The 23,439-nt window shown below is 32.9% G+C and carries 20 protein-coding genes; 8 read left to right on the top strand and 12 right to left on the bottom strand.

What is annotated here, in order from left to right; translation table 11 throughout:
- The first annotated feature begins 185 nt into the window (after nucleotides 1-185).
- Nucleotides 186-581 carry a hypothetical protein gene (locus tag VKY41_RS01010; protein WP_500812570.1) on the top strand — a complete coding sequence of 132 codons (396 nt, stop codon included), beginning with the start codon at nucleotides 186-188 and terminating at the stop codon, nucleotides 579-581.
- Nucleotides 582-663: 82 nt separating this feature from the next.
- Here the strand turns inward: VKY41_RS01010 and VKY41_RS01005 are convergent, their stop codons facing one another.
- Nucleotides 664-1,644: a PLP-dependent cysteine synthase family protein gene (locus VKY41_RS01005; protein ID WP_500812569.1), complete on the bottom strand. Its 981-nt coding sequence runs from the start codon at nucleotides 1,642-1,644 to the stop codon at nucleotides 664-666.
- A 182-nt stretch (nucleotides 1,645-1,826) separates the two neighbouring features.
- On the bottom strand, nucleotides 1,827-3,062 hold the full coding sequence (locus tag VKY41_RS01000) for an ABC transporter permease (RefSeq protein ID WP_500812568.1): 1,236 nt from the start codon (nucleotides 3,060-3,062) through the stop codon (nucleotides 1,827-1,829).
- Between VKY41_RS01000 and VKY41_RS00995 the strand changes: the two genes are divergently transcribed.
- A complete protein-coding gene (locus tag VKY41_RS00995; protein WP_500812567.1) occupies nucleotides 3,063-4,331 on the top strand; it encodes an exo-beta-N-acetylmuramidase NamZ family protein in 1,269 nt (422 codons plus the stop codon).
- A 3-nt stretch (nucleotides 4,332-4,334) separates the two neighbouring features.
- On the opposite strand, the gene VKY41_RS00990 is transcribed toward VKY41_RS00995, so the two are convergent.
- The 3 genes from VKY41_RS00990 to VKY41_RS00980 all read right to left on the bottom strand — a co-directional run bounded on the left by VKY41_RS00990 (nucleotide 4,335) and on the right by VKY41_RS00980 (nucleotide 6,624).
- A complete protein-coding gene (locus VKY41_RS00990; RefSeq protein WP_500812566.1) occupies nucleotides 4,335-5,117 on the bottom strand; it encodes a hypothetical protein in 783 nt (260 codons plus the stop codon).
- Between the two features lie 232 nt (nucleotides 5,118-5,349).
- The gene (locus tag VKY41_RS00985) at nucleotides 5,350-5,709 is read right to left on the bottom strand and encodes a hypothetical protein (protein WP_500812565.1); all 360 of its coding nucleotides are present in this window, start codon (nucleotides 5,707-5,709) and stop codon (nucleotides 5,350-5,352) included.
- 57 nt (nucleotides 5,710-5,766) lie between these two features.
- Nucleotides 5,767-6,624 carry a sterol desaturase family protein gene (locus VKY41_RS00980; protein WP_500812564.1) on the bottom strand — a complete coding sequence of 286 codons (858 nt, stop codon included), beginning with the start codon at nucleotides 6,622-6,624 and terminating at the stop codon, nucleotides 5,767-5,769.
- Between the two features lie 278 nt (nucleotides 6,625-6,902).
- On the opposite strand from VKY41_RS00980, the gene VKY41_RS00975 reads away from it, so the two are divergent.
- Nucleotides 6,903-7,604, top strand: coding sequence for a class I SAM-dependent methyltransferase (locus VKY41_RS00975; protein WP_500812563.1), 702 nt, complete (start codon nucleotides 6,903-6,905; stop codon nucleotides 7,602-7,604).
- A gap of 130 nt (nucleotides 7,605-7,734) precedes the next feature.
- Here the strand turns inward: VKY41_RS00975 and VKY41_RS00970 are convergent, their stop codons facing one another.
- The 3 genes from VKY41_RS00970 to VKY41_RS00960 all read right to left on the bottom strand — a co-directional run bounded on the left by VKY41_RS00970 (nucleotide 7,735) and on the right by VKY41_RS00960 (nucleotide 14,495).
- Nucleotides 7,735-9,357 (bottom strand): amidohydrolase, encoded by a 1,623-nt coding sequence (locus tag VKY41_RS00970; protein ID WP_500812562.1) that lies wholly within the window; start codon nucleotides 9,355-9,357, stop codon nucleotides 7,735-7,737.
- Nucleotides 9,358-9,676: 319 nt separating this feature from the next.
- Nucleotides 9,677-11,407: a TonB-dependent receptor gene (locus tag VKY41_RS00965; protein WP_500812561.1), complete on the bottom strand. Its 1,731-nt coding sequence runs from the start codon at nucleotides 11,405-11,407 to the stop codon at nucleotides 9,677-9,679.
- A 58-nt stretch (nucleotides 11,408-11,465) separates the two neighbouring features.
- On the bottom strand, nucleotides 11,466-14,495 hold the full coding sequence (locus VKY41_RS00960) for a tetratricopeptide repeat protein (RefSeq protein ID WP_500812560.1): 3,030 nt from the start codon (nucleotides 14,493-14,495) through the stop codon (nucleotides 11,466-11,468).
- Nucleotides 14,496-14,715: 220 nt separating this feature from the next.
- On the opposite strand from VKY41_RS00960, the gene VKY41_RS00955 reads away from it, so the two are divergent.
- The 3 genes from VKY41_RS00955 to VKY41_RS00945 are packed head-to-tail and all read left to right on the top strand — an operon-like array spanning nucleotide 14,716 to nucleotide 17,459.
- Nucleotides 14,716-15,444, top strand: coding sequence for a glycosyltransferase (locus tag VKY41_RS00955; protein ID WP_500812559.1), 729 nt, complete (start codon nucleotides 14,716-14,718; stop codon nucleotides 15,442-15,444).
- A gap of 1 nt (nucleotide 15,445) precedes the next feature.
- Entirely contained in the window at nucleotides 15,446-16,792 is a 1,347-nt protein-coding gene (locus VKY41_RS00950; protein WP_500812558.1) for a glycosyltransferase family protein, read from the top strand.
- Nucleotides 16,770-17,459, top strand: a complete 690-nt coding sequence (locus VKY41_RS00945) for a cell division ATP-binding protein FtsE (RefSeq protein WP_500812557.1) — start codon at nucleotides 16,770-16,772, stop codon at nucleotides 17,457-17,459. The genes VKY41_RS00950 and VKY41_RS00945 overlap by 23 nt, the downstream gene beginning before the upstream one ends.
- 3 nt (nucleotides 17,460-17,462) lie before the next feature.
- Here the strand turns inward: VKY41_RS00945 and VKY41_RS00940 are convergent, their stop codons facing one another.
- Both VKY41_RS00940 and VKY41_RS00935 read right to left on the bottom strand, forming a co-directional pair.
- Entirely contained in the window at nucleotides 17,463-18,377 is a 915-nt protein-coding gene (locus VKY41_RS00940) for a hypothetical protein (protein ID WP_500812556.1), read from the bottom strand.
- Complete coding sequence (locus tag VKY41_RS00935; RefSeq protein WP_500812555.1) at nucleotides 18,377-19,807, bottom strand: MBOAT family O-acyltransferase; 1,431 nt, start codon at nucleotides 19,805-19,807, stop codon at nucleotides 18,377-18,379. Before VKY41_RS00935 ends, VKY41_RS00940 begins: the two co-directional genes overlap by 1 nt.
- 210 nt (nucleotides 19,808-20,017) lie before the next feature.
- Between VKY41_RS00935 and VKY41_RS00930 the strand changes: the two genes are divergently transcribed.
- Nucleotides 20,018-20,902 carry a glycosyltransferase gene (locus VKY41_RS00930; RefSeq protein ID WP_500812554.1) on the top strand — a complete coding sequence of 295 codons (885 nt, stop codon included), beginning with the start codon at nucleotides 20,018-20,020 and terminating at the stop codon, nucleotides 20,900-20,902.
- A 1-nt stretch (nucleotide 20,903) separates the two neighbouring features.
- Complete coding sequence (locus VKY41_RS00925) at nucleotides 20,904-21,851, top strand: glycosyltransferase family A protein (protein ID WP_500812553.1); 948 nt, start codon at nucleotides 20,904-20,906, stop codon at nucleotides 21,849-21,851.
- Here the strand turns inward: VKY41_RS00925 and VKY41_RS00920 are convergent.
- Both VKY41_RS00920 and VKY41_RS00915 read right to left on the bottom strand, forming a co-directional pair.
- Entirely contained in the window at nucleotides 21,822-22,244 is a 423-nt protein-coding gene (locus VKY41_RS00920; protein WP_500812552.1) for a sugar 3,4-ketoisomerase, read from the bottom strand. The two genes, VKY41_RS00925 and VKY41_RS00920, sit on opposite strands and share 30 nt — an antisense overlap.
- Nucleotides 22,241-23,344 carry a glycosyltransferase gene (locus VKY41_RS00915; protein ID WP_500812551.1) on the bottom strand — a complete coding sequence of 368 codons (1,104 nt, stop codon included), beginning with the start codon at nucleotides 23,342-23,344 and terminating at the stop codon, nucleotides 22,241-22,243. Before VKY41_RS00915 ends, VKY41_RS00920 begins: the two co-directional genes overlap by 4 nt.
- Between the last annotated feature and the right edge of the window lie 95 nt (nucleotides 23,345-23,439).

Genomic DNA, 23,439 nt, shown 5'->3' with positions numbered 1-23,439 from the left:
CAATGTAAAAATTAAACCTTTTAATAACTACCAATATATATATTCAATAACATAGATTGACAGGACTAACCGATAGTAATCAGTTAATATGGAAAAAGACTAATAAAGTTATATCTTTGCAGCTTTAAACAATCAGCCATTATTAAACGAAGATTTGGATATAATGGCACAAAAACCTTATACCTATGAAGACTTATTTAGGAGTTTTATTTTTTAGTCTAATTTTATTTTCTAGTTGCGATCAATCTGATTCTAAAAAATCAAATACGAGTACTGAACAGACTGTAAAACAAGAAGAACCTGCAAAACAAGCAATAAATGCAACAGAAAGTAATTCTGAGAATGCAGCTGCGACTTCAACTCCTGCTCAAACTGCTACAGGCATGAACCCACCTCACGGCGAGCCAGGACACAACTGTGCCATTCCTGTTGGTGCTCCATTGAATAATAAAACCAATGCATCACCTGTAATTAACCAGGGATCTTCAAGTCCTGTAAAAAATGCCTTAGGAACAAATCCTCCTCATGGTTCACCAGGACACGACTGTGCTGTTCCAGTTGGTGCCCCATTAAATAAATAATATAACTATTACCATAAACATACACATAAAAAAACCTGAGCAAATAGCTCAGGTTTTTTTATATAATATAATTTAAGTTATACTAATCTATATAACCCATTTTCTTCATCCACTCGTCGTTAAACATTTTACCAACATATCTACTTCCATGATCGTGAAATAATACCACAACCACATCGTCTTTTGTAAAGTGTTCTTTTAATTGCAACAAACCTTTTATAGCTGCTCCGGCAGAGTTCCCTAAAAACATACCTTCCTTTTTAGCCAATAATTGTGTGTAAACTGCAGCGTCTTTATCGGTTACCTTAGTAAAACCATCAATAATATCGAAATCCACATTTTTAGGTAAAATGTCTTCACCAATTCCTTCGGTAACGTATGGGTAAATTTCATTTTCATCAAAAATCCCGGTTTCATGATATTTTTTAAATACAGAACCATAGGTGTCAATTCCCCATACTTTAATGTTTGGATTTTGTTCTTTTAAGTACTTTCCAACACCAGAAATAGTTCCACCTGTCCCTACTCCAACTACAAAATGCGTGATTTTCCCTTCGGTTTGTTTCCAAATTTCTGGACCCGTACTTTGGTAATGCGCTTTAGAATTACTTAAGTTGTCATATTGATTTACATACCAAGAGTTTGGAATTTCTTCACCTAAACGTTTCGAAACAGAGTAATATGAACGTGGATCTGATGGTTCTACATCTGTTGGACAAACAATAACTTCTGCTCCAACAGCCTTAAGTATATCAACCTTTTCTTTACTCTGCTTATCAGCCATAACAAAAATACACTTGTAGCCTTTTACTATGGCAGCTAAAGCTAAGCCCATTCCTGTATTTCCTGAAGTTCCTTCAATAATTGTTCCTCCTGGTTTTAAGCGTCCATCGGCTTCTGCATCTTCAATCATGGTCAATGCCATACGGTCTTTTACGGAATTCCCAGGATTAAAAGTTTCGTATTTAGCCAACACCAAACATGGTAAATCCTCTGTTAATTTATTTATTTTAACCAAAGGTGTATTTCCTATGGTTTCTAAGATATTCTTTGCGTAATCCATACTAAATTTTTTCAACTGCAAATGTAAGTTTTTGCTACGAATACACGAATTGTTTTAACGAAGAATTAATTGGCAACAATTTCATAAGTATTCATTAAAATAGATAATACAAAAACTTGAAGCTCTTTTACGAGTCTTATTACAAGCTGTTTTACCAATTGAATTTTTTTTCTGAAAGAAGTTTACTCGAACCGAATTGCTTTTACTGGCGAGATTTTTGTTATAATATAAGATGGCAATAACAACATAATTAAACACAGAACAAAGGTTCCTATATTTAATGCAAGAATATAACCTAAACTAATATAAACTGGTGCTTCTGTTACATAGTACACATCCGGATTTAAAGGAAATAGCTTTAAATATTTTTGCGCAAACAATAAACCCAATCCTATCACATTTCCCCATATCAATCCTAAAGTAATTAAATACGAAGCATTGTATAAAAATATCTTTCTAATAGCCCAATTGTTAGAACCCAGGGCTTTTAATATTCCAATCATTTGTGTACGTTCTAGAACAAGAACCAACAAAGCGGTAATCATATTAATGCCTGCCACCAAAATCATGACGCCGATTATGGCATAGATGTTTTTAACAAAAATTTTGATCCATTCGAAAATAGAACCAAATTTCTGCTCTACAGTAACCACATTTAATAAGGAGGGCGTATTTTGGTAAACTTCATTAAAAACCTCATTCAGTTGACTATAATCATTTACAAAAACCTCAAAATGCCCGGTTTCATTACTTTGCCATTTGTTTAAACGTTGAAGGTGACGTAAATCTCCAAGCACATAAGTTTCATCAAAATCTTTAAAACCCGAACTGTAAACTCCCACAATAGTATAAGTAATCATACTTGGTGGCTTATTCGGATCATCTTTTCTAAATAAAGAAGTAAAACTGTCTCCTAGGTTAAAGCGTAATCTGTTAGCTAAATAATGAGAAATTAAAACCTCTTCATTTCTTTCCTTAGAGTAATCTGGAAGCCGTCCTTCTACTAAAAAATCTTCAAAATATTTCCAGTTAAAATCGGCTCCTACACCTTTTAAAATAATAGCTTCAAAGTCTGATTCCGTTCTAATAATACCAAATTTAGTAGCAACAGCTTGAATATGGCTGACTCCTTTAACCGATTTAAATTCAGGATAAAACTCCTGATCCATAGAGATAGGATTGCCACTTTCCTGAGAATTATTACTATCAAAATTAGAAATTATTATATCCCCATTAAAAGCAACGACTTTTTCTCGAATTTTTTGTTGAAGTCCAATTCCTGTAGCAATGGCAATCATCATCACAATGATTCCAATAGCAATAGCTGCAATACCAATTTTTATTATTGGTGCCGATACACTACTTTTATACGCTTTACTATCAATAATGCGTTTGGCTATAAAATATTCGAATTTCAAATGATGCAATTAAAATTTATACAGTTCAAAAATACATTTTTATTATTTGTTTTAGTACTCATTTCTTGTGGAAACTTCTCGAGTACCAAAACAGAAAAAAAAGTAAAACCGAATGACATCGGAATTAATGAGCCCCAAGTTCCACAGGATATAGAACCAATAATTGTTGGGGCAAATCAAACCGAAAATTACCTTCCTCTTCTAAACGGAAAACGCGTTGGTATTGTTGCTAATCAAACCAGTGTTATTTTTAAAAACACAAATCATACAGAAAATACTCACCTAGTGGATTCTTTATTAGCACTAAATGTAAATGTGAAAAAAGTATATTCTCCAGAGCATGGTTTTAGAGGAACTGTAGATGCCGGAGAATTAGTAGCTAGTGGAAAAGACACTAAAACAGGCTTGCCTATTATTTCCCTTTACGGAAAAAACAAAAAGCCTTCATTAGAATCTGTAAAAGATATCGATATAATGATTTTCGATGTACAAGATGTTGGGGTAAGATTTTACACCTATATTTCTACGCTTCATTACATGATGGAGACATGTGCTGAAGCCAACATTCCTCTTCTTATTTTAGATAGACCAAACCCTAACGGACATTATATTGATGGGCCAACTCTTGAAATAGAACATAAAAGCTTTCTTGGTATGCATCCAATTCCCCTGGTTCACGGTTTGACCATTGGTGAATTTGCGAAAATGTTAAATGGTGAAAAATGGTTAGAAAACAATGCACAATGCAACATAACAGTGATACCTGTAAAAAATTACACCCATAACACTCCGTATAGCGTACCTATAAGGCCTTCACCGAATTTACCAAACGATCAATCAATAAAACTATACCCTAGCCTTGGCCTTTTTGAAGGAACAGATATAAATGCTGGTCGCGGAACAGAATTTCAGTTCCAACGTTACGGAGCTCCATTTTTAGATAAAAACTCATTCTCCTTTAGTTATACCCCTAAGGAAAATTTTGGGGCTAAAAACCCAAAACATAAAAATGTACTTTGTTATGGCGAAGATTTAAAAACGGTAAGCATCAATAATGAAGTGTCTCTGAAATGGTTGATTAAAGCGTATAACCATGCTACAGATAAAAGTAAAGTTTTCAATACCGCAAACTTCACCAAACATGCCGGTACAGCTAAACTACAACAACAAATTGAAGCCGGGATAAGCGAAAAAGATATTAAATCTACTTGGCAAAAGGACTTGGAAAACTACAGAAAATTAAGAGCCAACTATTTAATTTATGAGTAGAAGTTAATCATAAGGTCGACCATTAGGTCGTAAATTGTTTCTTCGATACTCAGCTCTAGATTGAATGTTATGATTTCCATAACGAATATCAGTTAGGTTATAAACTTTAGAATATACAGGTTTACTGCGTTCTAGGATATTACCAATTTTTCTGGTTCTTAAATGCTTCTCATCTAAGACCTCTTTTTCTTTTATGGCAGATAAGGATCCAGTAGTTCCAATATCAGTTAGTAAACCAATAAGCTCATGATCTGAATCTATAGACTTTATATCCTCAGAACTAGCCAAAACTTGAAGTTCAGGATACTCCTTAATTATTTTATTTTGCTCTAGATCCAAAATCGGAATATTATTAGACACCAAACTCATTGAGCTTTTTAATGGTTTTATTCCTCTAGAGATATCACTATCTATGGGCAATAATCTAGAAATTTTAAAAATGATGGTTTTTGTGTAAATATATGTGTCATCACGACCTTCCGTTTGAACTACTGCAAAAGTATAATCCCCAGTTGGCAAAGCATTTAAAGGAACTTTAATCGCTTTAGTAATATTGTTAATGGCATATATTTCAAGACCACCATCACCAATAATTTCAATTTTATTCAAATCAAATTTACTTTCTAAGTATAACGTGTCGCCTGTATAATTTAGATGGTGTTTTAAATTTTTAGCTGTTTTATTTACGTTTTTAAATATGGCTGAATAAATAACATCCTGGCTATAGGACGTATGTACAAACAGCACTATTAAAAACATAAAAACCTTGGAGCTACAAATTCTCATTATCACTAAATTTTGTTGAACATATGCTATCTCGCTATAATTAATTCTTCGATGAACAACATAAAAATACAACAATAAGAATGGTAAAATTCAAATGGAATTACATATTCGACAAGACAAGTACTAAATTAGATAAAACGCTAAAAAACACACTAATCATCTGTTTTTTATGTATTTAAACGAAATAACACCTAAGGATTTAAAGTAAAGTACTTCTTACAACATGAAGAATTTAATCATCGATTGCCATTAAAGGTCCAGCCCCAAAAACATGTATAACAAACAAAATTTTCTTAGGACTCTGATTTACAATGACAACGTGTTTTCCTGAAGATAAATTGGAAATCGGGATTTTTATATCTCTAGAATTTAGGTACATATCAATTTCCCTTTCATTCTCTGAATTTAAAGAATACACCTGTGAAATTTCTAAATTACTTTTTAATAATAAAGTATCCTTTGCTCTATTCAGTTCGTGATATAATCCTTTTGCTAGGTTGTTCCTGTTTTTTTCAAGTTTAGCAAAACTTGCCTGAGAAAAAACAGAGCTAGTAAAAACCACCAAACAAATAGCTATTAAAAGTGATTTCAAACTATATTCCTTATAATTTATATAAAACATACAGTACTAAACGCCAAAACCGTACGGTTATTGAGTATTTTCAAGTATGTCCTTATCTGGAAGAATGGTTGGTTTTTGATAATTTTGAAAAGGCTGCTTTAAAAGTTCCTTAATTTGGCCATTTCTAACTTCATCTGGAAAAACATCTACACCATAAACCAACTTCTCCCTATCTAATTCCATATAGGTTCCAAGTAGCCTGTCCCAAATAGAAAATATATTCCCATAATTAGAATCCGTATAAGGCAACACGTAATGATGGTGAATTTTATGCATGTCTGGCGACACAAACAAGTAACTTATCATTTTATCCACCTTTTTAGGCATTTTAATATTAGCATGTGTTAATTGAGTAAAAACTACGGATAGTGATTGATACATAAACACAATAGCAATAGGAGTACCTACTACAAAAACTCCCATAAGAGTAAAAGTAAACCTAATAATACTTTCTAAAGGATGATGTCTATTTCCAGTTGTTGTATCAACATAATGATCCGTATGGTGTACGATATGAATCATCCATAAAGGTTTTACTTTATGCTCGACGTAATGCGCTAAATAAGCTCCAAAAAAATCAAGTAATAAAACCCCTAAAGTGGCATATAACCACAGTGGCATGCTTGGCAACCAATTAATAATTCCAAAATTATTGGCTTTTACCCAATCGGCTGAAAACAATAATAAAAAGGCTAATCCGAAATTGATCAGGATGGTGGTAGCAGTAAAAAAAAGATTTGGCCAAGCGTGTTTCCACTTCTTATACGAAAACTTAAACAAAGGCAAAGCACCTTCCATCAACCAAAACAAGGTAATACCTCCGGCAAGAAGCAGCCCTCTATGTAAGCTTGGAATAGTTTCGAAATAATGATAAAGGGTTTCCACTGATAAAATTTTTGATTAAATATACTAAAAAGAATGAATTCTAAAATTTATCCATCACAAATCCGATTTCTCAATTAGAATTTGTGAATTTCAGCGCTAAAAACAGGATAAATAGAGTCTGATTTAACTTATAATTTTTAAAATTACTAATGAAGGTTTAATTCGCTTAATTCTTATCTTTGAAGAGTTTTGAAAGAAATTCTATTTTGGATTTAAAGTACAAAAACCAGAACCCTACAAAACAATAAAAATTCAACTTAACAATAAACTGTAAGCCTTTGGAATTAAAAGACCTGTTTGGAAAAGCACTACTTGATTATCAAAATGATAATTATACAGAAGACATAATCACTTCTACTAATATTTCAGACGAAGATGAGCTCCCGCTTCCCTACCTTTTCAGAGATTTTAACGACATGCCTAAATTAGAACAAAAAGCCTTGCAACTTTCTAAAGGAAAAGTCTTGGATGTTGGCTGTGGTTCCGGAAGTCATAGTTTGTACTTACAAGAAAAAGGTTTGGATGTGAAAGCTATCGATCTTTCCAAAGGAGCAATTGAAGTTGCCAAAAAACGTGGTGTTTTAAAAGCTGAATTAAAGGAGCTTTTAAATGAAACCGAAACTTTCGATACGGTTTTACTGCTTATGAATGGCACAGGCATCTTTCAAGAATTGTCTCAGGTTGCTACATATTTAAAACACTTAAAATCACTTTTAAATCCAAACGCACAAATCCTTATAGATTCTTCTGACATAAAATATATGTACGAAGATGAAGATGGCGGACTTTGGGTTGATACCAATGCGAATTATTATGGCGAATTGGATTATTTTCTAAGCTATAAAAATGAAGATGAAAATCCGATGAAGTGGCTCTACCTAGATTTTGACAACTTGAAATTTGCGTGCGAGAGTGTTGGCTTATCCTGTGAAAAAGTAATGGATGGCGAGCATTTTGATTATTTAGCCAGATTGTATTAGCACCCATTTAACTTGGAAGCCAGTCTAGCATTATTCTACCATTCATCTACGAGGATGCTTCAAGAACAGCATAATGGCTAAAATTACCTTCTTAAAATTAAAAGGACTCAAATCAAGGTCTTACTACAAGTTATTGTCTTTTCCCATCAATAAAAGTATGTAGAACTTTTGTGCTTGGAATGTTTTTCAAATCTGTAGTCATTAAGTCCTGATCTAGAATAATGAAATCGGCAAATTTTCCAACCTCAATACTCCCTTTTTCATTTTCTTCAAAATTGGCATAAGCAGCCCAAATAGTCATTCCTTTTAAAGTTTCTTCTCGAGTTAAAGCTTCTTCTATTTGAAAGCCTTTCTCTGGGTAACCTGAAACATCTTGCCTAGATACTGCTGAATAAAAAGTTAAAAACGGACTAACATGTTCTATAGGAAAATCAGTTCCAAGAGCCACATTTCCACTGGCATTTAAAAGCGATTTAAAAGCATAAGCTCCTTTTATACGCTCAGCCCCTAATCTATCCTCGGCCCAATACATATCGCTAGTAGCGTGAGTTGGCTGCACAGATGGAATGATGTTTTCATTTTTAAAAACCTCAAAATCTTCGCCCGTAATTATTTGAGCATGTTCCACTCTCCAACGTCTATCTTTATTTCCTTTTAAAGCTTTTTCATAGGTACTTAAAACGACTCTGTTGGCAGAATCGCCAATGGCGTGAGTATTCATTTGAAAATTAGACGCTTCAAGTCTTGCAGCTAAATTCTTAAAATCATCTAATCCAATCACCATAGCGCCAAAATGGTTTTCTTTATCAGAATAAGGAGCTTTTAAAGCAGCTCCACGTGAGCCTAAAGCACCATCGGCATATACTTTAACCGATTGCACATTCAACCTATCGGTTTTAATTTTACCTTTTGTTAAATAGTAATTTAGGTTTTCCTCAGAGTTATCAATCATGGCATACACGCGCATGTGCAAATCACCTGATTGTTGTAAACTATCTATTAACTCGATCACATCTCTATTTAATCCCGCGTCTGAAACAGTTGTTAAACCTAAATCTGTACATATTTTTTGAGCATCTAATAAAGCGCCTATTTGAAAGTTTTTGTCTGGTTGAGGGAAAACATCATAAACTAACTTCATCGGATTATCGATTAAAACACCGGTTAACTCCCCATCTTTAAGTACGACTTCTCCTCCTTCTACTTTCATGTCCTTAGTAATTCCGGCTAAATCCAAAGCGGCTTGATTACACAACAAAGCATGACCATCAATTCGGGTTAAAGCTACGGGTGTATTTGGAAATAATGCATCTAACAATCTTTTATTTGGAAAGGTCTTATCCTCCCAATTGTTTTGATCCCATCCACGACCAATAATAAAATTGGTTTGCTTTTCATTTTGATAATCCAACACCCGCTTCATTACCTCTTCAAAACTAGTCGTGCCTCTTAAATCTACTTTTTGGAGATTCGTTCCTAAACCATAAAAATGACAATGTGCATCTATAAACCCCGGAAACACAGGCTTTCCTTGGGCATCAATAATCGTATCCGCTTTAAATTTGTTTTGTATCTCTTTTGAGCTTCCTATTTGGAAAAACTTACCATCTTTTATAGCAAAAGCTTCAGCTTTATCGAAGTTTGTATTTACCGTATATACCTGGGCATTGATAACAATAGTATCAACTTGTTGCTTTTCTTTCTGACAAGATAGGATGAAGATGAAAACGAAAATTAGTAAGAGTTTTTTCATAAGTATTGGTTGTGATTGACGGTTGGTAAATAGGAATTTGTCAATTTTATGAATGATGTGTTTGGATTTTATTTTTACAAATATAAATTAATTGTTACAAAACAACTCTATGGTCTTCTCGAGGACTTGAGAAAACACCCTTAATTATAAATTAGTATTGATTTGAATGATCTTTACAGTTTTCTTTAGTGGACTTAAAACAACAAAAGCGTTCTGGTTTGAACGCTTTTGTTAAAGATTATCTACGCTGAACCTTACGGTTTGACACGTCGTTATATCCCTGTCTGCCGACAGGCAGGCTCGCAATGACATGCCTCCTTTAAAAATCAAACTTATAAGTTGCTCCTGCAATAACTTGAATGCTTTGCACTGGGTAATCTAACCATCGCTGGTAATTTTGATTCGCAATATTATTGGCTCTAGCAAATACTGAAAGTTTATCGTTTATACGATATCCAACATGAGCATTGGCATCGAAATATCCATCTAGAGTCATCGTGGTAAATGATAAAATATCTGTGGTTTCATACCCCTGGTCTTTACGTTCACCCACATAGAACAAGCTTGCTCCTGCAAACCAATGTGAATCTATTTGATAATCCATAAATAAGGATCCTGTGATACTAGGTAAATTCCACGCTTCACCTTCATCACTTGTATTGTATGCGAAGAAATCTGCTTTTACTCCTAACTTGAAATTTCTATTAACATCTACACTTAATTCCCCTCCTATATTAAAGGTTGATACCTTATCATAAGCTACTGCAAATGAATTTCCATATTGATAGCTTTTTTCTGGAGTTGTTGTAACAATTTCGTTGTGTTTAAAAAGCGCTTTGTTATTTTCAGAGTAATAAGCTCCATTAATATCATAACTTACACTATTAGACACTTTACCTTTTAAACCAACATATCCATGATATTGCTGATCTGTCGGACTCATATTTAAAGTAGGCGAAACAAACTTATTTTCCTCAACAAAGTTCTCGTAAGTATTCTGGATCAAGCCTCCTTTAATTCCCCCATAAGCTATTAAAACCTCATCAACTAAACGATAAGACGCTGCAATGTTTGGATAGATATAGAACTTATTTTCACTCGCTTGTGTGTCGTTTAAATAAAACAAGGAAACACCTAAATCTAAGGTTAAATCGTCCTGAGTATATCTATAGGTTGGAGCCAAACCAATATTGAAGTTCCCATATTTATTTTCTACATCTAAATCGTACGCTCTATCAAAAGAACCTCCTAGAAAATCAAACATCACTTTGGTAGAAATTTCTATATCTGCAATAGGAATATTTGCTAAAAAATCGGCTGAGAATCTATTTTCTCCTGAACCATAATTGTCTCCAAAATGTCTGAACATGACATGGGCCTTTTTAAAGTATGAATCATTAAAAGCTAGGTCGCCTCCTAAATTCCCACCATAAAAAGTATGACTAACACCTAATTCCGTTTCAGGCGAAGTAATATCGTAATAAGGTTGTGGCAAACCATACCAATTAAATACTTGATGCTTGAATCCACCTTCTACATTCCAACTTAAATCTCTTTGTTTTCTTGAGAAATTAACATTTAAATTAGTATCGTAAAAATAATCGTCCAACAAAGCATTATCAATACCTCCCTGTGAGGAATGATGACTTAAGTAACCTCCAATATTATCAGTTTTGCTTAACTCATGATTTAAATAAGCTTCTCCTAAAATGGAAGTATAACTTCCAAAACCTAGGGAGGCATAATTATCATAAAACTTTGCTGGTTTTACTTTATCTAAAACAGCTGCCTTTCCTTTTGCAGGAGTAAAGGTTGAGGCTACTGGAAAGGAGAAAATATTATACTCTATGTCCTTTTTAGCTGTGGTTTCATCGTCGTCTAAAATGGGGGTTTCTTTCACTTTAAACGCATCTGAAATAGTTGGTGTATATGGTTTTATTACCTGAATAACATCGGTTTTAATAGTATCGTTTCCTCTTTCTTGAGCCCAAAGTGAGCCAACATGTAAACTTATAAGTAAAAGGATAATTTTATGAATGTGCTTTCGCATAGATTGTGTTTTATTGACGATTGTTGATTTATACAAAAAACTGAGACTGAGAACTAAATTAATCTTTGTCCTCCTCTGGTAAAATGGAGGCGTTAGTTTTAGCTTGTTCTGTTTTAATTTTACTTAATTCTTCTTGGGCTTGAGTGACCACTTCGCTAAACTCTTTAAAGTTTTCTATAACACTTTCTAAAATATAAGTGGCTTGAAATGCATCATCTAATTGATAGAAGTTTTTGGCCATAAGCACCAGTCCCTTTGCACTAAAGTACTTATAACTAGAATAATTTTTAGCTAAACGTTGAACCATTTCATTAGATGCTTCATAATTACCTGCTTTATTTTTAAAATAAGCATTGTAATACAAGGCTTCGGCAGCCGCTTCACCCGTGGCAGTTTTTTCTACTTCGGCATACGCTGTTTTTGCGCGATCTTCGTTTTTGGTTTTTATAGCAGAGCGTGCAATAATTAAATGTGCATCACTTTTAATTTTTGAATCGATGACACTTTGACCAAGAACTTTTTCAGCATAAGCCACCGCTTCAGCATATTTATTTAGCTGATAATTGGCTTTCATTAAATTTGATTGTGCGAAAATGACATTCTGAGGAAAACTAGCTTCTTGCTCCAAACGATTTAGCACAGGAACAGCCTGAATCCAATCTTTCTTTTCCAAATAAATTTGCGAAACCTTAGTTAAAGACTCCTCTGTAAATTCACTAGGAGTTGCATTTGCCACGTGTTGATAATGTGGAGCCGCATTTTCTTTAAGCCCCTTTTTATCATACAATTGCGCAAGATAAAAATGAGCTTTTAAACTATGTAATCCTTTAGGAAACTGACTTAAATAGCTATTAAATTGTTTAATAGCATCATCCGTTTTGTTGTCTATATATTTCTTTTCAGCAGACTCATAAGTCGTGTTATCTAAATCAGCATCGGTAACTTCTACATAATCTAAAGTCCTTACCCAAGTAGCGTAATCGTTTACACGACCTAAATCGATATAAATTAATCGTGCTGTAGCCACAGCTTGATTGGCTTCAGGTGTTCCTGGATAATTCTTTGCAACTGTTTTAAAGGAATTCAACGCTTGTTCATTGTTGCTTTTATTATAATGAATCAAACCTTGACGCAACATAGATCTTGGTACAAACGTACTCATTCTGTAATCTTCCTGAAGTTTAGAATACATTTTTAAAGCCTTCACATCATCATTGGCCTTAACGTATGAATTTCCTAACTCGAACATGGCGTCATCACTCAGGGTAGATTTTGGATATTTTTGAAGGAAGTTTTCTAATTCTTCTATCTTTTTTGATGCTTTTCCTTCGTAACCATAACTTATGGACTTCTGAAAAAATGCGTAATCTGAATCAACTTTATTTATTTTTATAGCTGCATCATAAGCTTGAATAGCTTCCGCATATTGACTAGACACAAAATGTGCATCTCCAAGACGTAAATAGGCATCATTTAACCGAATGTCATCAGTTTGCTGACTTGAGATAAACTGTTTGTAATTGGAAATGGCCTGTGGATAATTTTTTTGTTTAAAATATGTGTAAGCCAAGTTATAGGTGATATTCTTATTTTCTGGAGTACTAGAAGCATTTGCTTGTTGTTGAAATTGCTTAAAACCAATTAAAGCTTCGCCATAATTTGCTAAAACATAATTTGTTTCTGCATTCCAAAAAGTAGCTCTAGTTGTAAATTTAGCATCTCTAGGTTCCTTTAAAGACCCAGAAAACATCTCTAAAGCTTCTTGATACTTTGCCTCGTTATATAGCTCCAATCCTCGATAAAAAGCCACTTTCTGATAAGCAACTTTATTTTCGAAACTATTTTTTCCTTTTAATAATTTTAAAGCTTCCTGATAGTTTTTAGAAGTAATATAAGAGTCTATTAAAAGCGTTTCTATTTCTTCTTTATAGGCCGAGTTTGGATATTTGGCTAAATAACTAGTCAATACTTGTGGCGCCGACTGGTATGGATTACCTATTTCGTAACTGATTTTGGCATAATTTAACCACGCATCTTCTTGAATTTTTAAGTCGAAATCCATTTGAGAGGCATTTCTAAAAGCGTTTAATGCTTCTTGTTTTTTGCCAGATTCCACATAGCTTTCCCCTAAGTGATAATAGGCATTTTGTGCCACAGCATTATTTCCTCCAACTATTTTATTGAATTCTGAAATGGCACTATCGTAATGACCTTCCTTGTAATGCGCATAACCCAATTGGTAATAATCTGTGTTGTTCCATTTTCCTTGTTTCCCTCTGTATTCGGTTAAATAAGGAATGGCTTCGGCATATTTTCCAAGATTGAAATAACTTTCACCTATAATTTTATTAAGCTCGGACACCTCACTTCTCTCACTTGTAGGTAATTGTTCTTTTGCTAATTTGATAGCTTCTTCAAATTTGCCAAGTTTAAAATTTAAATCGGCTTGATAATAAGATAGTTTCTCCTTGTACTTTTCATTGTCGCTAACCTGATCAAAGTACTGGTTCGCTTGCTTGTAATCATCACTTTCATACGCCATAAAGCCAATATAATATTTGGCTTGCGATCCGTATTTTTGAGAATTTTCAACTCGAGTTAGGTATTTTCTAGCATCTTTAAAATTTTTGGTGGTAAAAGCTACATATCCGTTATTAAAATTGAATTTCTCACGTTCATTTCTAGCTAAGGAGTTTTCATCTACCTTATCGTACCATTTTTTAGCGTAAGCAAATTTCCCGTTATTGAAATAATATTCTGCTACATCTACATAGGCAGAATTCCGCTTTGTACTCGTTGGATAATCATTAACAAAATTCTCCATTAACTGATCGGCATTAAGCTGATTTAATCGCACAGCACAGTTGGCTATATAGAAAGCACAATCTGACTGTAATACTTCGGTTTCGGCCGTTTTCTGTATTTTAGTAAATAAAGATTGAGCAGCAGCATATTGCTGGTTGTCGTACAAAGCCAAGGCTTTTTGATAGTCTGCCAAATGATTGGTATAAATAGCAGATTCCTGACTAAAAACATTTAAGTTAATGCTGAAAGCAATAAATAAAATTAAAATTTTATGGATACTCATAGATGCGATTTTTCAATTAAAACCAAAGATAATTCAATCTTCATTTTATAACGTTAGAATTATGTTATAATTATAAACAGACTTCTAATTATTGTACTTTAGCATCAAAATTCGTTCCTTTTTAAGTTTGGTTCAAATTTCATAAATTGAAAAATTATTTAATACTATTAAAACGTAACTAATTACTTTTACAAACCTAAATAAAGGTAGAATTTATTGTATGCAAAAAACCTGTGTAATTATTCCTTGTTATAATGAAGAGTTTAGATTTCAAACTGAAGATTTTAATACTTTTTTAAAATCACATCAAGAAATAGACCTGTGTTTTGTAAACGATGGTAGCTCCGACAACACCATCTCTCTATTAAATAGTCTACAAACAAGCTTTCCAAACGTTTCTGTATTTAACTTGGAAAAAAACCTTGGAAAAGCAGAAGCTATCAGACATGCTGTTTTGCGATTAGACAATAAAAAATACGACTATCTTGCTTATTTAGATGCGGATTTATCAACCTCTTTACAGGAAATATTACGCTTAACTGGTTTTACCTCTAACACAGCTAAATTTATAGTTGGATCGCGTATTAAAAAACTGAATTCATCCATAGAAAGAAGTCAGATAAGACATATTTCAGGAAGATTTTTAGCCACAGTCGTACATACCTTTATATTAAAAATGCCTATTTACGACACGCAATGTGGCGCAAAAGTAATTGAAACCAAGCTAGCTAAAGATATTTTCAAAGAACCATTTGTTAGCAAATGGCTCTTTGACGTTGAACTTTTACTAAGAACTAACAAGTTAAAAGGAACCGACTTTTGTAAGGAAGCCATTCTTGAAATACCTTTAAAAAAATGGCACGACAAAGGAAGTTCAAAAATTACCTTTTTTGATTTGCTAAAGGTTCCAATAGATTTATTGAATATATATTTTGAGTATCGCAAATAGAATGTTAAAAAAAATAAGCACTTATATCAATAGCTACCCTTTGGCTATTTTGCTTTCCTATGCTCTTATACTTAGGATGCTAGTATTTGTGTTTTACCACGATGTAACTATTTTTCCTGATACTGAAGACTACACCAATTTAGCAAACTATCTGTTAAATTTTAGCTTAGAAAATTATACTGGAGAACGCACTCCAGGCCTACCACTATTAATAGCCTTAGTTGGAGGAAACATATACGCTGCGGTACTTATACAAATCCTACTCGGAATTTTAAGCTTATATCTTATTTTCGATTTCACTAAAACTAAAACCCAAAACACACAAATAGCTTTTTGGACAAGCTTTATTACAACCTCGTTTTTGCATTTTGTATTTTATGAGTTTGCTGTGCTAACGGAATCACTTACTTTATTCTTCCTTTTAGTCTCCTTTTGGTATATTCAAAAATTTAATGTTTTAAACCCTTCTACATCCTTAAAGCATTATCTAATTCTATCGATAATCTTAAGTTACTTGTATCTAATAAGACCTATGTTTATTTATATTCCCATTGGATTTTCACTTTTTTATTTAGTGAAAAATATAAACTTCGGGATAAAAAAGGCCCTTCCAAAAGCTATAACATTAAGCCTATTACCTTTACTTACCTTTTATGCTTGGTCTTCTTTAAATGAAAAAAATATAGGACAATTTACTAGCTCGTATTACATTGGAATAAACTATGCACAAATGGCAACTTCCTTTTTTGAAAAGGCGCCCGATGAAGATAAATTGATTCGTGATGTTTTTGTAAAACACAGAGACTATATTGAACATAATTTACCGTATTACAAATATCCAATGACCGCTTGGTACGCATACGATGAACTAATTGAAACAACGGACTTAACAAGGCGTGAATTAATTCTTGAATTTGGAAGGATAGCCAAAGATTTAATTAAAAACAATCCAGACTTATATGCCAAACAAGTGCTTATCTCCTTTAAAGATTTTTGGTTTACCACCTCACTGTTATGGAATGTAGACAAATTTGAAAACATCTATGTAAAGAAAGCACTCATAGGGTTATGGAATTATGTACAAAGCTATTTAGTGCTACTTTTAAATATTTTATTCTTGATTTTTTCAATAAAAAAGCTATTTCAGTTTTTTAAATCTAAATGTCAAGATTTCGATTTAGACCTTTTAATCGTTGCTATTATATTATCTGGCGCTTTAGCTCAAGCTTTAGTGGCTTACGGTTCAAATTCTAGATTTTCCTTTCCCTATTTCCCTTTAATTGTTTACTTTGTGATGGTAAATATAATGACCCTAAAAAACAACTATGCAAAACGTACTTTATCTTAAAGATGCTTCTATTTTTCAAGGGGACAGCCTGGTGCTTTCCGATATTAATATTGAAATTAACAAAGGTGAATTTGTTTATTTAATAGGAAAAACCGGAACTGGAAAAAGTAGTTTCATGAAAACACTTTATGCCGATTTGCCTTTAACCAAAGGTGAAGGAAGCATTGTTGATTTCAACCTAAAAACACTTAAAGAAAAAGATATTCCGTTTTTAAGACGAAAATTAGGAGTTGTTTTTCAGGATTTCAAATTACTTACAGATAGAACTATAAACGACAATCTTTTATTTGTTTTAAAAGCTACGGGCTGGAAAAACAAATCTGATATGAATACTCGAGTTGAAGAAGTTTTGAAAAAAGTAGATATGAGGACTAAAGGGTTTAAATATCCTCACGAACTTTCTGGAGGAGAACAACAACGTGTAGCTATTGCAAGGGCACTACTAAACGATCCTGAGTTAATTTTAGCCGATGAGCCTACAGGAAACCTAGATCCACAAACAAGTATTGAGGTTATGGAGGTTTTGCAAGAAATTAATAAAAACGGCAATACAATCTTAATGGCAACACACGACTATGCTTTGTTGCTAAAATACCCTAGTAAAACCCTTAAATGTGATGAAAACAAAGTGTTTGAAGTGGTTCAACGTAGTAGAACAAGTTCTTAATTTTTATTTTAAATAGTCGTTAATCAATAAAGAGCATTTTTTAGCTCCATGAACATTTAAATGATCTGGATCTTGAAAGTCCGTGATTTCAAATCGAGAATCCCTTAAAAGATTTACTCGTGTTACATTAGGATTTTCTCTTTCAAATGCTTCACAAGCCGCATCAATCTTTTCTAACTTTTCAGAATTTAATCTATTTAAATATCCTGTAAAAACAGGCATATTCACTAATAACACCTCAATATCCCTTGCTTTACACAATTCAATAATCTCTTGAATTCTTTCACTATTTAAACCAAAGTCCATAGAGCCATCCTCGTGTTTCTGTGCTGTAAAATGCGATATGCGTTGCATTTCAGCAGAATCCATTGTAGAAAGATAAGTGTTTCCCCACCCTCTAGAATCGCAACCAATTAAATTCCCATCCCTGATATAGTCTTGAAAGCTTTTCCAGGTTTTATCAAACTTCCTAGTCAATGCCAAACTATACCTTTGGGGACTATACCATTTTATTATAGGCACCTCCAACTCCATTTGAGCACTATAGAAGTATTTTCGCCAAATATCCTCTTGCGTATTGTCCTCCTGACTTAAAGTAGTATACTCCACCGACAAGATCAAGTATTTTAAATCTGATAAATGAGTGATGTGTTTTTCAAACAATAACTTATCGAAATAAATAGTCTGGCTGACATTAGACAAATTAAAAGTCTTGAGGGTCAACCATTCCGGATTAATCCCATAAAAAGTATGCGAATCACCTAAAACAAGTACTTCAACCTCATCGTTATGATGTGAAATTTGTTCGTGTTTATAGCTATAGGTATTCGGAACCGTTCGATAAAACACTTCTGCTAAAATCCAAATCAAAAGAATTGGAATTAAAAAGAGAGTAATATGTGTAAGTAGTTTTTTCATTAAAATTGAAAATATATAAACGGTTGCGTATCGCCTGCATAATAAAATATTACAAACACAACGAAATAATAAACTGCTATTCTGAACGCTTTAAACGGGATAAAATCTATCTCCAAAACATGTTTTTTAGATCGTTGTAGCCATTCAATAATCATATAAACCAATAAAAACAACACCAAACCTCTTGAAACCGTAGGAAATGAAAATAAGGACTTTGAAAACATTCCTTCAAAATACATGAAAGCATGAGACAGGTTTTCTGCCCTAAAGAACACCCAAGCCATCAGCACAATAAAAAAGGTGCTACCAATTTGAAACACAGTTTTTAAACTAGGAAGCAACTTGTTAGGGTCGGCTACACCTTTAAAATTAGCTTGTTTGTTTTTAAAAATAAGAGGTAGAAAAAACAGAGCATGAATAAGCCCCCAAATGATAAAAGTCCAGTTGGCGCCATGCCAAAAACCGCTTAATAGAAAAACAATAAATATATTTCTAACCCATTTAGCTTTGGACACCTGATTTCCACCTAAAGGAATATACACATAGTCCCGAAACCAAGTACTTAAGGATATATGCCAACGCCTCCAAAATTCACCTAAATTTCTAGATAGATAAGGCGAATTGAAATTTTGCATCAAGTCGAAACCTAATAATCTAGCTGAACCAATGGCTATATCGGAGTAGCCTGAGAAATCGCCATAAATTTGAAAAGCGAAAAAGAAGGCCCCAAAAAATAAAGTACTACCATTGTATTCCGTATAATTTGTAAAAATCTCGTTGACAGCTAAGGCACAATTATCTGCAATAACCATTTTTTTGAAAAGTCCGAGTAAAATCAACCGCAATCCATCAACACTTTTAGCATAATCAAAGTGTCTTTTTCTTTCAAATTGAGGCAACAAGTTAGAAGCTCGTTCTATGGGACCAGCCACCAACTGTGGGAAAAAACTAACAAATGCAAAAAACGACAAGATGTTATTGGTTGCCTCTAATCTTTTTCTATACACATCTATGGTATAACTTAAAGTTTGAAAAGTATAGAAACTTATTCCCACAGGCAATAAAATATCTAAAGTACTAGATTCTAAACTTCTTCCGAAAAGCGAAAACGCATCCTGAAAAGATTCAAGGAAAAAATTGTAATATTTAAAAAAACCTAGAACACCTAAATTAACAACAAGACTCGTTATCAAAAGCGTCTTCCTTTTTACATTTTCATGGGTTTTAGCTAAGGAAAGTCCTACCAAATAATCAACTAAAGAACTTAAAAATATTAGTCCTAGAAATCGCCAATCCCAGCAAGCATAGAAAAAATAACTTACCACTAATAAAAATAGATTTTGGTTCCGAATGTTCTTCTTAAAAACAAACCAATACATCAGAAAGACTATTGGCATAAAAATGGCAAAATCTATGGTATTAAATAGCATGTGTTCTGGTTAGAATTTGGTTGTAAATGTAATAATCGAATGCAAGAGACAAAACTATTGAATGTAAATATATACTTTTTGAAGCATTGATTATAATTTCAATAAAAAAGACTGGCAATTTCTTCTATTTACATGAAAAATGAATATCACTGAATTTATTTTATAAAATTTGCAGCAATATTGATTAGATTTGATCTACGAACCACATTCATGTTATCTATATTAATCCCAACATATCATTACAACGCCTACCCCTTAGCCAAAGAACTTGTTAAACAAGCTGTGGAAGCCAACCTTGTATTTGAACTAATTTGTTTAGACGATGGGTCTCTTTCTAAATTAAATTTAGAAAATAAAAAAATCAATATGCTTACAAACTGTAAGTTTATTGAAGCCTATAAAAACATGGGTAGATCTGCTAGTAGACAATTCCTAGCTACAGAAGCAAAATATAACTGGCTACTGTTTTTAGATGCTGATACTTGGCCAAAATCAAGGTTCTTTTTAACTAATTATCTGAATAAAATAACGCCTTTATCTGAAGCTATTTTTGGAGGGTTTTCATATCAGCAATCTACTCACGCTAAAAACAAATCCTTACGGTATACCTTTGGCAAGCAACGTGAAGAAGTGGATGCAAATATTAGAAACAAAACCCCATATAAAGTAATTATTTCAGCAAATTTTCTAATTAAAAAACCCATTTTCATAGAGCTTACACAACAAAACACTGAAAACAACTATGGAATGGATTATTTGTTTGGAGCATTACTTAAAAAACACAAAATTCATGTAAAACACATAAACAATGAAGTAATCCACCTTGGAATAGATGAAAATACGGCCTTTTTAAAAAAAACAGAAAATGCCATGAAAACATTATCTTATCTATGCAAAACCAAAGAAATAACAAGTAACGACATTAGTTTATTAAAGGCATATAATTTCCTTAAACTATTTTATTTACAATACCTATTTGGTAAATTTTTAGGATATTTCGATGCCGTAATAAAAAAGAAACTTTCTGGAGAAAACCCTAGTTTATTTATATTCGACTTATATAGATTAGGTTATTTTTGCAGGATACATCAATAGTATGACAGCATTTTTCTCTATAATCATCCCTTTATTTAATAAAGAAAACTTTATTACTGACACCATTTACAGTGCTTTAAACCAAGATTTTAAGAATTTTGAAATCATTGTTATAAACGATGGGTCTACAGACCATAGTTTAGAAAAAGTAAACACAATTCAAGATAGTAGAATTAAGGTTTTTACCATAAAAAATATGGGAGTCTCGGCCGCTCGTAATTTTGGATGTAAACAGGCAAACTCTGAATACTTGGTGTTTTTGGATGCGGACGATTTATGGGAGAAAACCCATTTATCCAATCTTAAAAAACTTTTACAAACATTTCCTAAGTGTGGATTATATGCCACAGCCTATAGCAAAAAGCAAAACAATAAAACATTAAAAATTAAGTACCACCAAATTCCTGACAGCAAAAACTGGATGGGAATTATTCCCGATTATTTTGAAGCTAGTAGATACAACTCAATCGCATGGACTTCGGCTGTTATGGTCCCGAAAACCATCTTTGAAAACTTTAATGGGTTTGATGAAAATATTACACTTGGAGCTGGTGAGGACACGGATTTATGGATAAGGATTGCCCTAGAGCACCCGGTAGCTTTTTACAACGCTGCTACTGCCATACACAATTTACATGCAGACAACAGATTGTCCAATACTAACACCAACAAGAGAGCATATTTAAACTTAGATAAATATGAAGCACATGCCAAAACCAATCCATCACTAAAACGCTATCTAGACATCAATAGGTTTTCCATAGCCATCCAATATATGTTAGTAGGAAATACCGAAAGAGCTAAATCTTTATTCAAAGCTTTAGATTCAAAAAACCTGAACAGCAAGCAACGGTTTTTAATGAAATTAAATAGACCTTTGTTAATCTTGTTTGTAAAACTTCAAAAAGGTTTGTTGGCTTTAAACATCCGCTTGACCCCTTTTCACTAAAACAAAATCAGCATAATTTCGAATATAATCTGCTTCGTCAAATTCTTCAGAAGCTAATACCAAACAAACAGAGCCTGAAGAAAAATTACCAATTTCCCTCCAAATGCCCGGAACAATTAGCAAGCCTTTATCTGGTTTATTAAGGGTGATTTTAATTTCATTTTCACCGTCCTTTAAATGAACCTCAAAACTGCCACTTAAAGCCACCAACATTTGATACAGCTTTTTATGAGCATGTCCGCCTCGATGAGCAGAACTCGGTACATCATATAAATAATAAACACGATTAATTTTAAAAGGAATAACATCTTTTTCTATAAAGGCTAAGTTTCCTCTTGGATCTTGAACTTTTGGAATATCTATTATTTTTAAATCTGATATGTTGCTAATCATGGTATTTTTTTTAATAACCCATCCCATTCTAAAGCAATATGCTCTATAGAGAAAGGTAAGACACTTTTACGAGCATTTTGTTTACAAAAACGATATAAAGTGTCATCAAATATAAAACTATTCATGGCTTCTGCGAATGCATTCACATGAAAATTCTCAACCAACAAACCATTAAAGCCATGTTTTATAATTTCATTGGGCCCCGATTGACAATCTACAGAAATAACGGGTGTACCTAAACAAAGTGCCTCAGGCAAAACAAGTGGAAATCCTTCATACCTACTTGTAAGCACCGTAAACAAAGCGTTCTTTACAAAAGGAAACGGGTTTTTTACTTGAGGTTTAAAAATAACATGAGAGTCTAAATCCAAATCTGTGGCATATTGAGCAAGTTGGTTTTTATCAGGTCCATTACCTAAAATTAATAACTTTATGTTTTTTGAAACTAGTTTAGAAGCTTTGTAAGCCTGTAAAAGAAGCTCTAAATTTTTCGAACTGTTGTCTAAGCGCCCATAAAATAGTATATAAGCATCATTTAAAAGCTTGTCGTTTACTGGTGCTTCGGATTGTTTTTGAATAGCATCAAATGAAAAAGCATTATAGATAGTTTGAATCTTATGGAGCTGATATTCCTTTTTATAAAAGTCGGTAATGGCTTTTGAAACTCCTACCAGTATTTCATTTTTATATAAGAACTTGTTTAAAAAAGGATACTTGGTAAACATTATCGATTTTTCAAAGGAATGAATGACGTAAATAGTAGGAACGTTATAAATGAATTTAGTTATAATAAATTCGCGATAAGCTTGTACCCGCGAACGATGATCGATGATAACATCAAAATGGTGCGCCTTTAAGTAACGTTTAAACTTTAAAAGCCTGGCTAGTCTGTTCCAAACAGTATTCTTTTCCTTCTTAAACAGACCCAAATTATACAAAGTTCCTTTAAAGGGATAAAACACTTCTGGAAAAACAGTTACAATATGAACTTCATATCCTAACTTAGAAAGCATCTGAGATTGCAAGGCAGCAGCATGTTGTGCACCTCCTTTTCCTAAGGAAGATACAACCAAACAAATCTTTTTATTGTTACTTTGCACAGATGAGAATTAAAAAATCAAATATAATAAATGAAATAGCGGTTAGTCTAAATAAAGCCTTTTAAATTGCTTAATCAAACTAACTTTTCAAATAT

Source organism: Xanthomarina sp. (assembly GCF_035306605.1).
Taxonomy (GTDB): Bacteria; Bacteroidota; Bacteroidia; order Flavobacteriales; family Flavobacteriaceae; genus Xanthomarina.
The sequence above is the reverse complement of the archived record's forward strand: the minus strand, read 5'-3'. Positions and strand labels throughout refer to the sequence as shown.

What these genes read in the sequence shown, in the direction of transcription:
- VKY41_RS00965 (WP_500812561.1), bottom strand. Translation starts at nt 11,407, where the DNA reads ATGCGAAAGCACATTCATAAAATTATCCTTTTACTTATAAGTTTACAT.
- VKY41_RS00930 (WP_500812554.1), top strand. Translation starts at nt 20,018, where the DNA reads ATGTTATCTATATTAATCCCAACATATCATTACAACGCCTACCCCTTA.
- VKY41_RS00925 (WP_500812553.1), top strand. Translation starts at nt 20,904, where the DNA reads ATGACAGCATTTTTCTCTATAATCATCCCTTTATTTAATAAAGAAAAC.
- VKY41_RS00940 (WP_500812556.1), bottom strand. Translation starts at nt 18,377, where the DNA reads ATGAAAAAACTACTTACACATATTACTCTCTTTTTAATTCCAATTCTT.
- VKY41_RS01005 (WP_500812569.1), bottom strand. Translation starts at nt 1,644, where the DNA reads ATGGATTACGCAAAGAATATCTTAGAAACCATAGGAAATACACCTTTG.
- VKY41_RS00935 (WP_500812555.1), bottom strand. Translation starts at nt 19,807, where the DNA reads ATGCTATTTAATACCATAGATTTTGCCATTTTTATGCCAATAGTCTTT.
- VKY41_RS01010 (WP_500812570.1), top strand. Translation starts at nt 186, where the DNA reads ATGAAGACTTATTTAGGAGTTTTATTTTTTAGTCTAATTTTATTTTCT.
- VKY41_RS00920 (WP_500812552.1), bottom strand. Translation starts at nt 22,244, where the DNA reads ATGATTAGCAACATATCAGATTTAAAAATAATAGATATTCCAAAAGTT.
- VKY41_RS00990 (WP_500812566.1), bottom strand. Translation starts at nt 5,117, where the DNA reads ATGAGAATTTGTAGCTCCAAGGTTTTTATGTTTTTAATAGTGCTGTTT.
- VKY41_RS00960 (WP_500812560.1), bottom strand. Translation starts at nt 14,495, where the DNA reads ATGAGTATCCATAAAATTTTAATTTTATTTATTGCTTTCAGCATTAAC.
- VKY41_RS00950 (WP_500812558.1), top strand. Translation starts at nt 15,446, where the DNA reads ATGTTAAAAAAAATAAGCACTTATATCAATAGCTACCCTTTGGCTATT.
- VKY41_RS00945 (WP_500812557.1), top strand. Translation starts at nt 16,770, where the DNA reads ATGCAAAACGTACTTTATCTTAAAGATGCTTCTATTTTTCAAGGGGAC.
- VKY41_RS00955 (WP_500812559.1), top strand. Translation starts at nt 14,716, where the DNA reads ATGCAAAAAACCTGTGTAATTATTCCTTGTTATAATGAAGAGTTTAGA.
- VKY41_RS00970 (WP_500812562.1), bottom strand. Translation starts at nt 9,357, where the DNA reads ATGAAAAAACTCTTACTAATTTTCGTTTTCATCTTCATCCTATCTTGT.
- VKY41_RS00995 (WP_500812567.1), top strand. Translation starts at nt 3,063, where the DNA reads ATGATGCAATTAAAATTTATACAGTTCAAAAATACATTTTTATTATTT.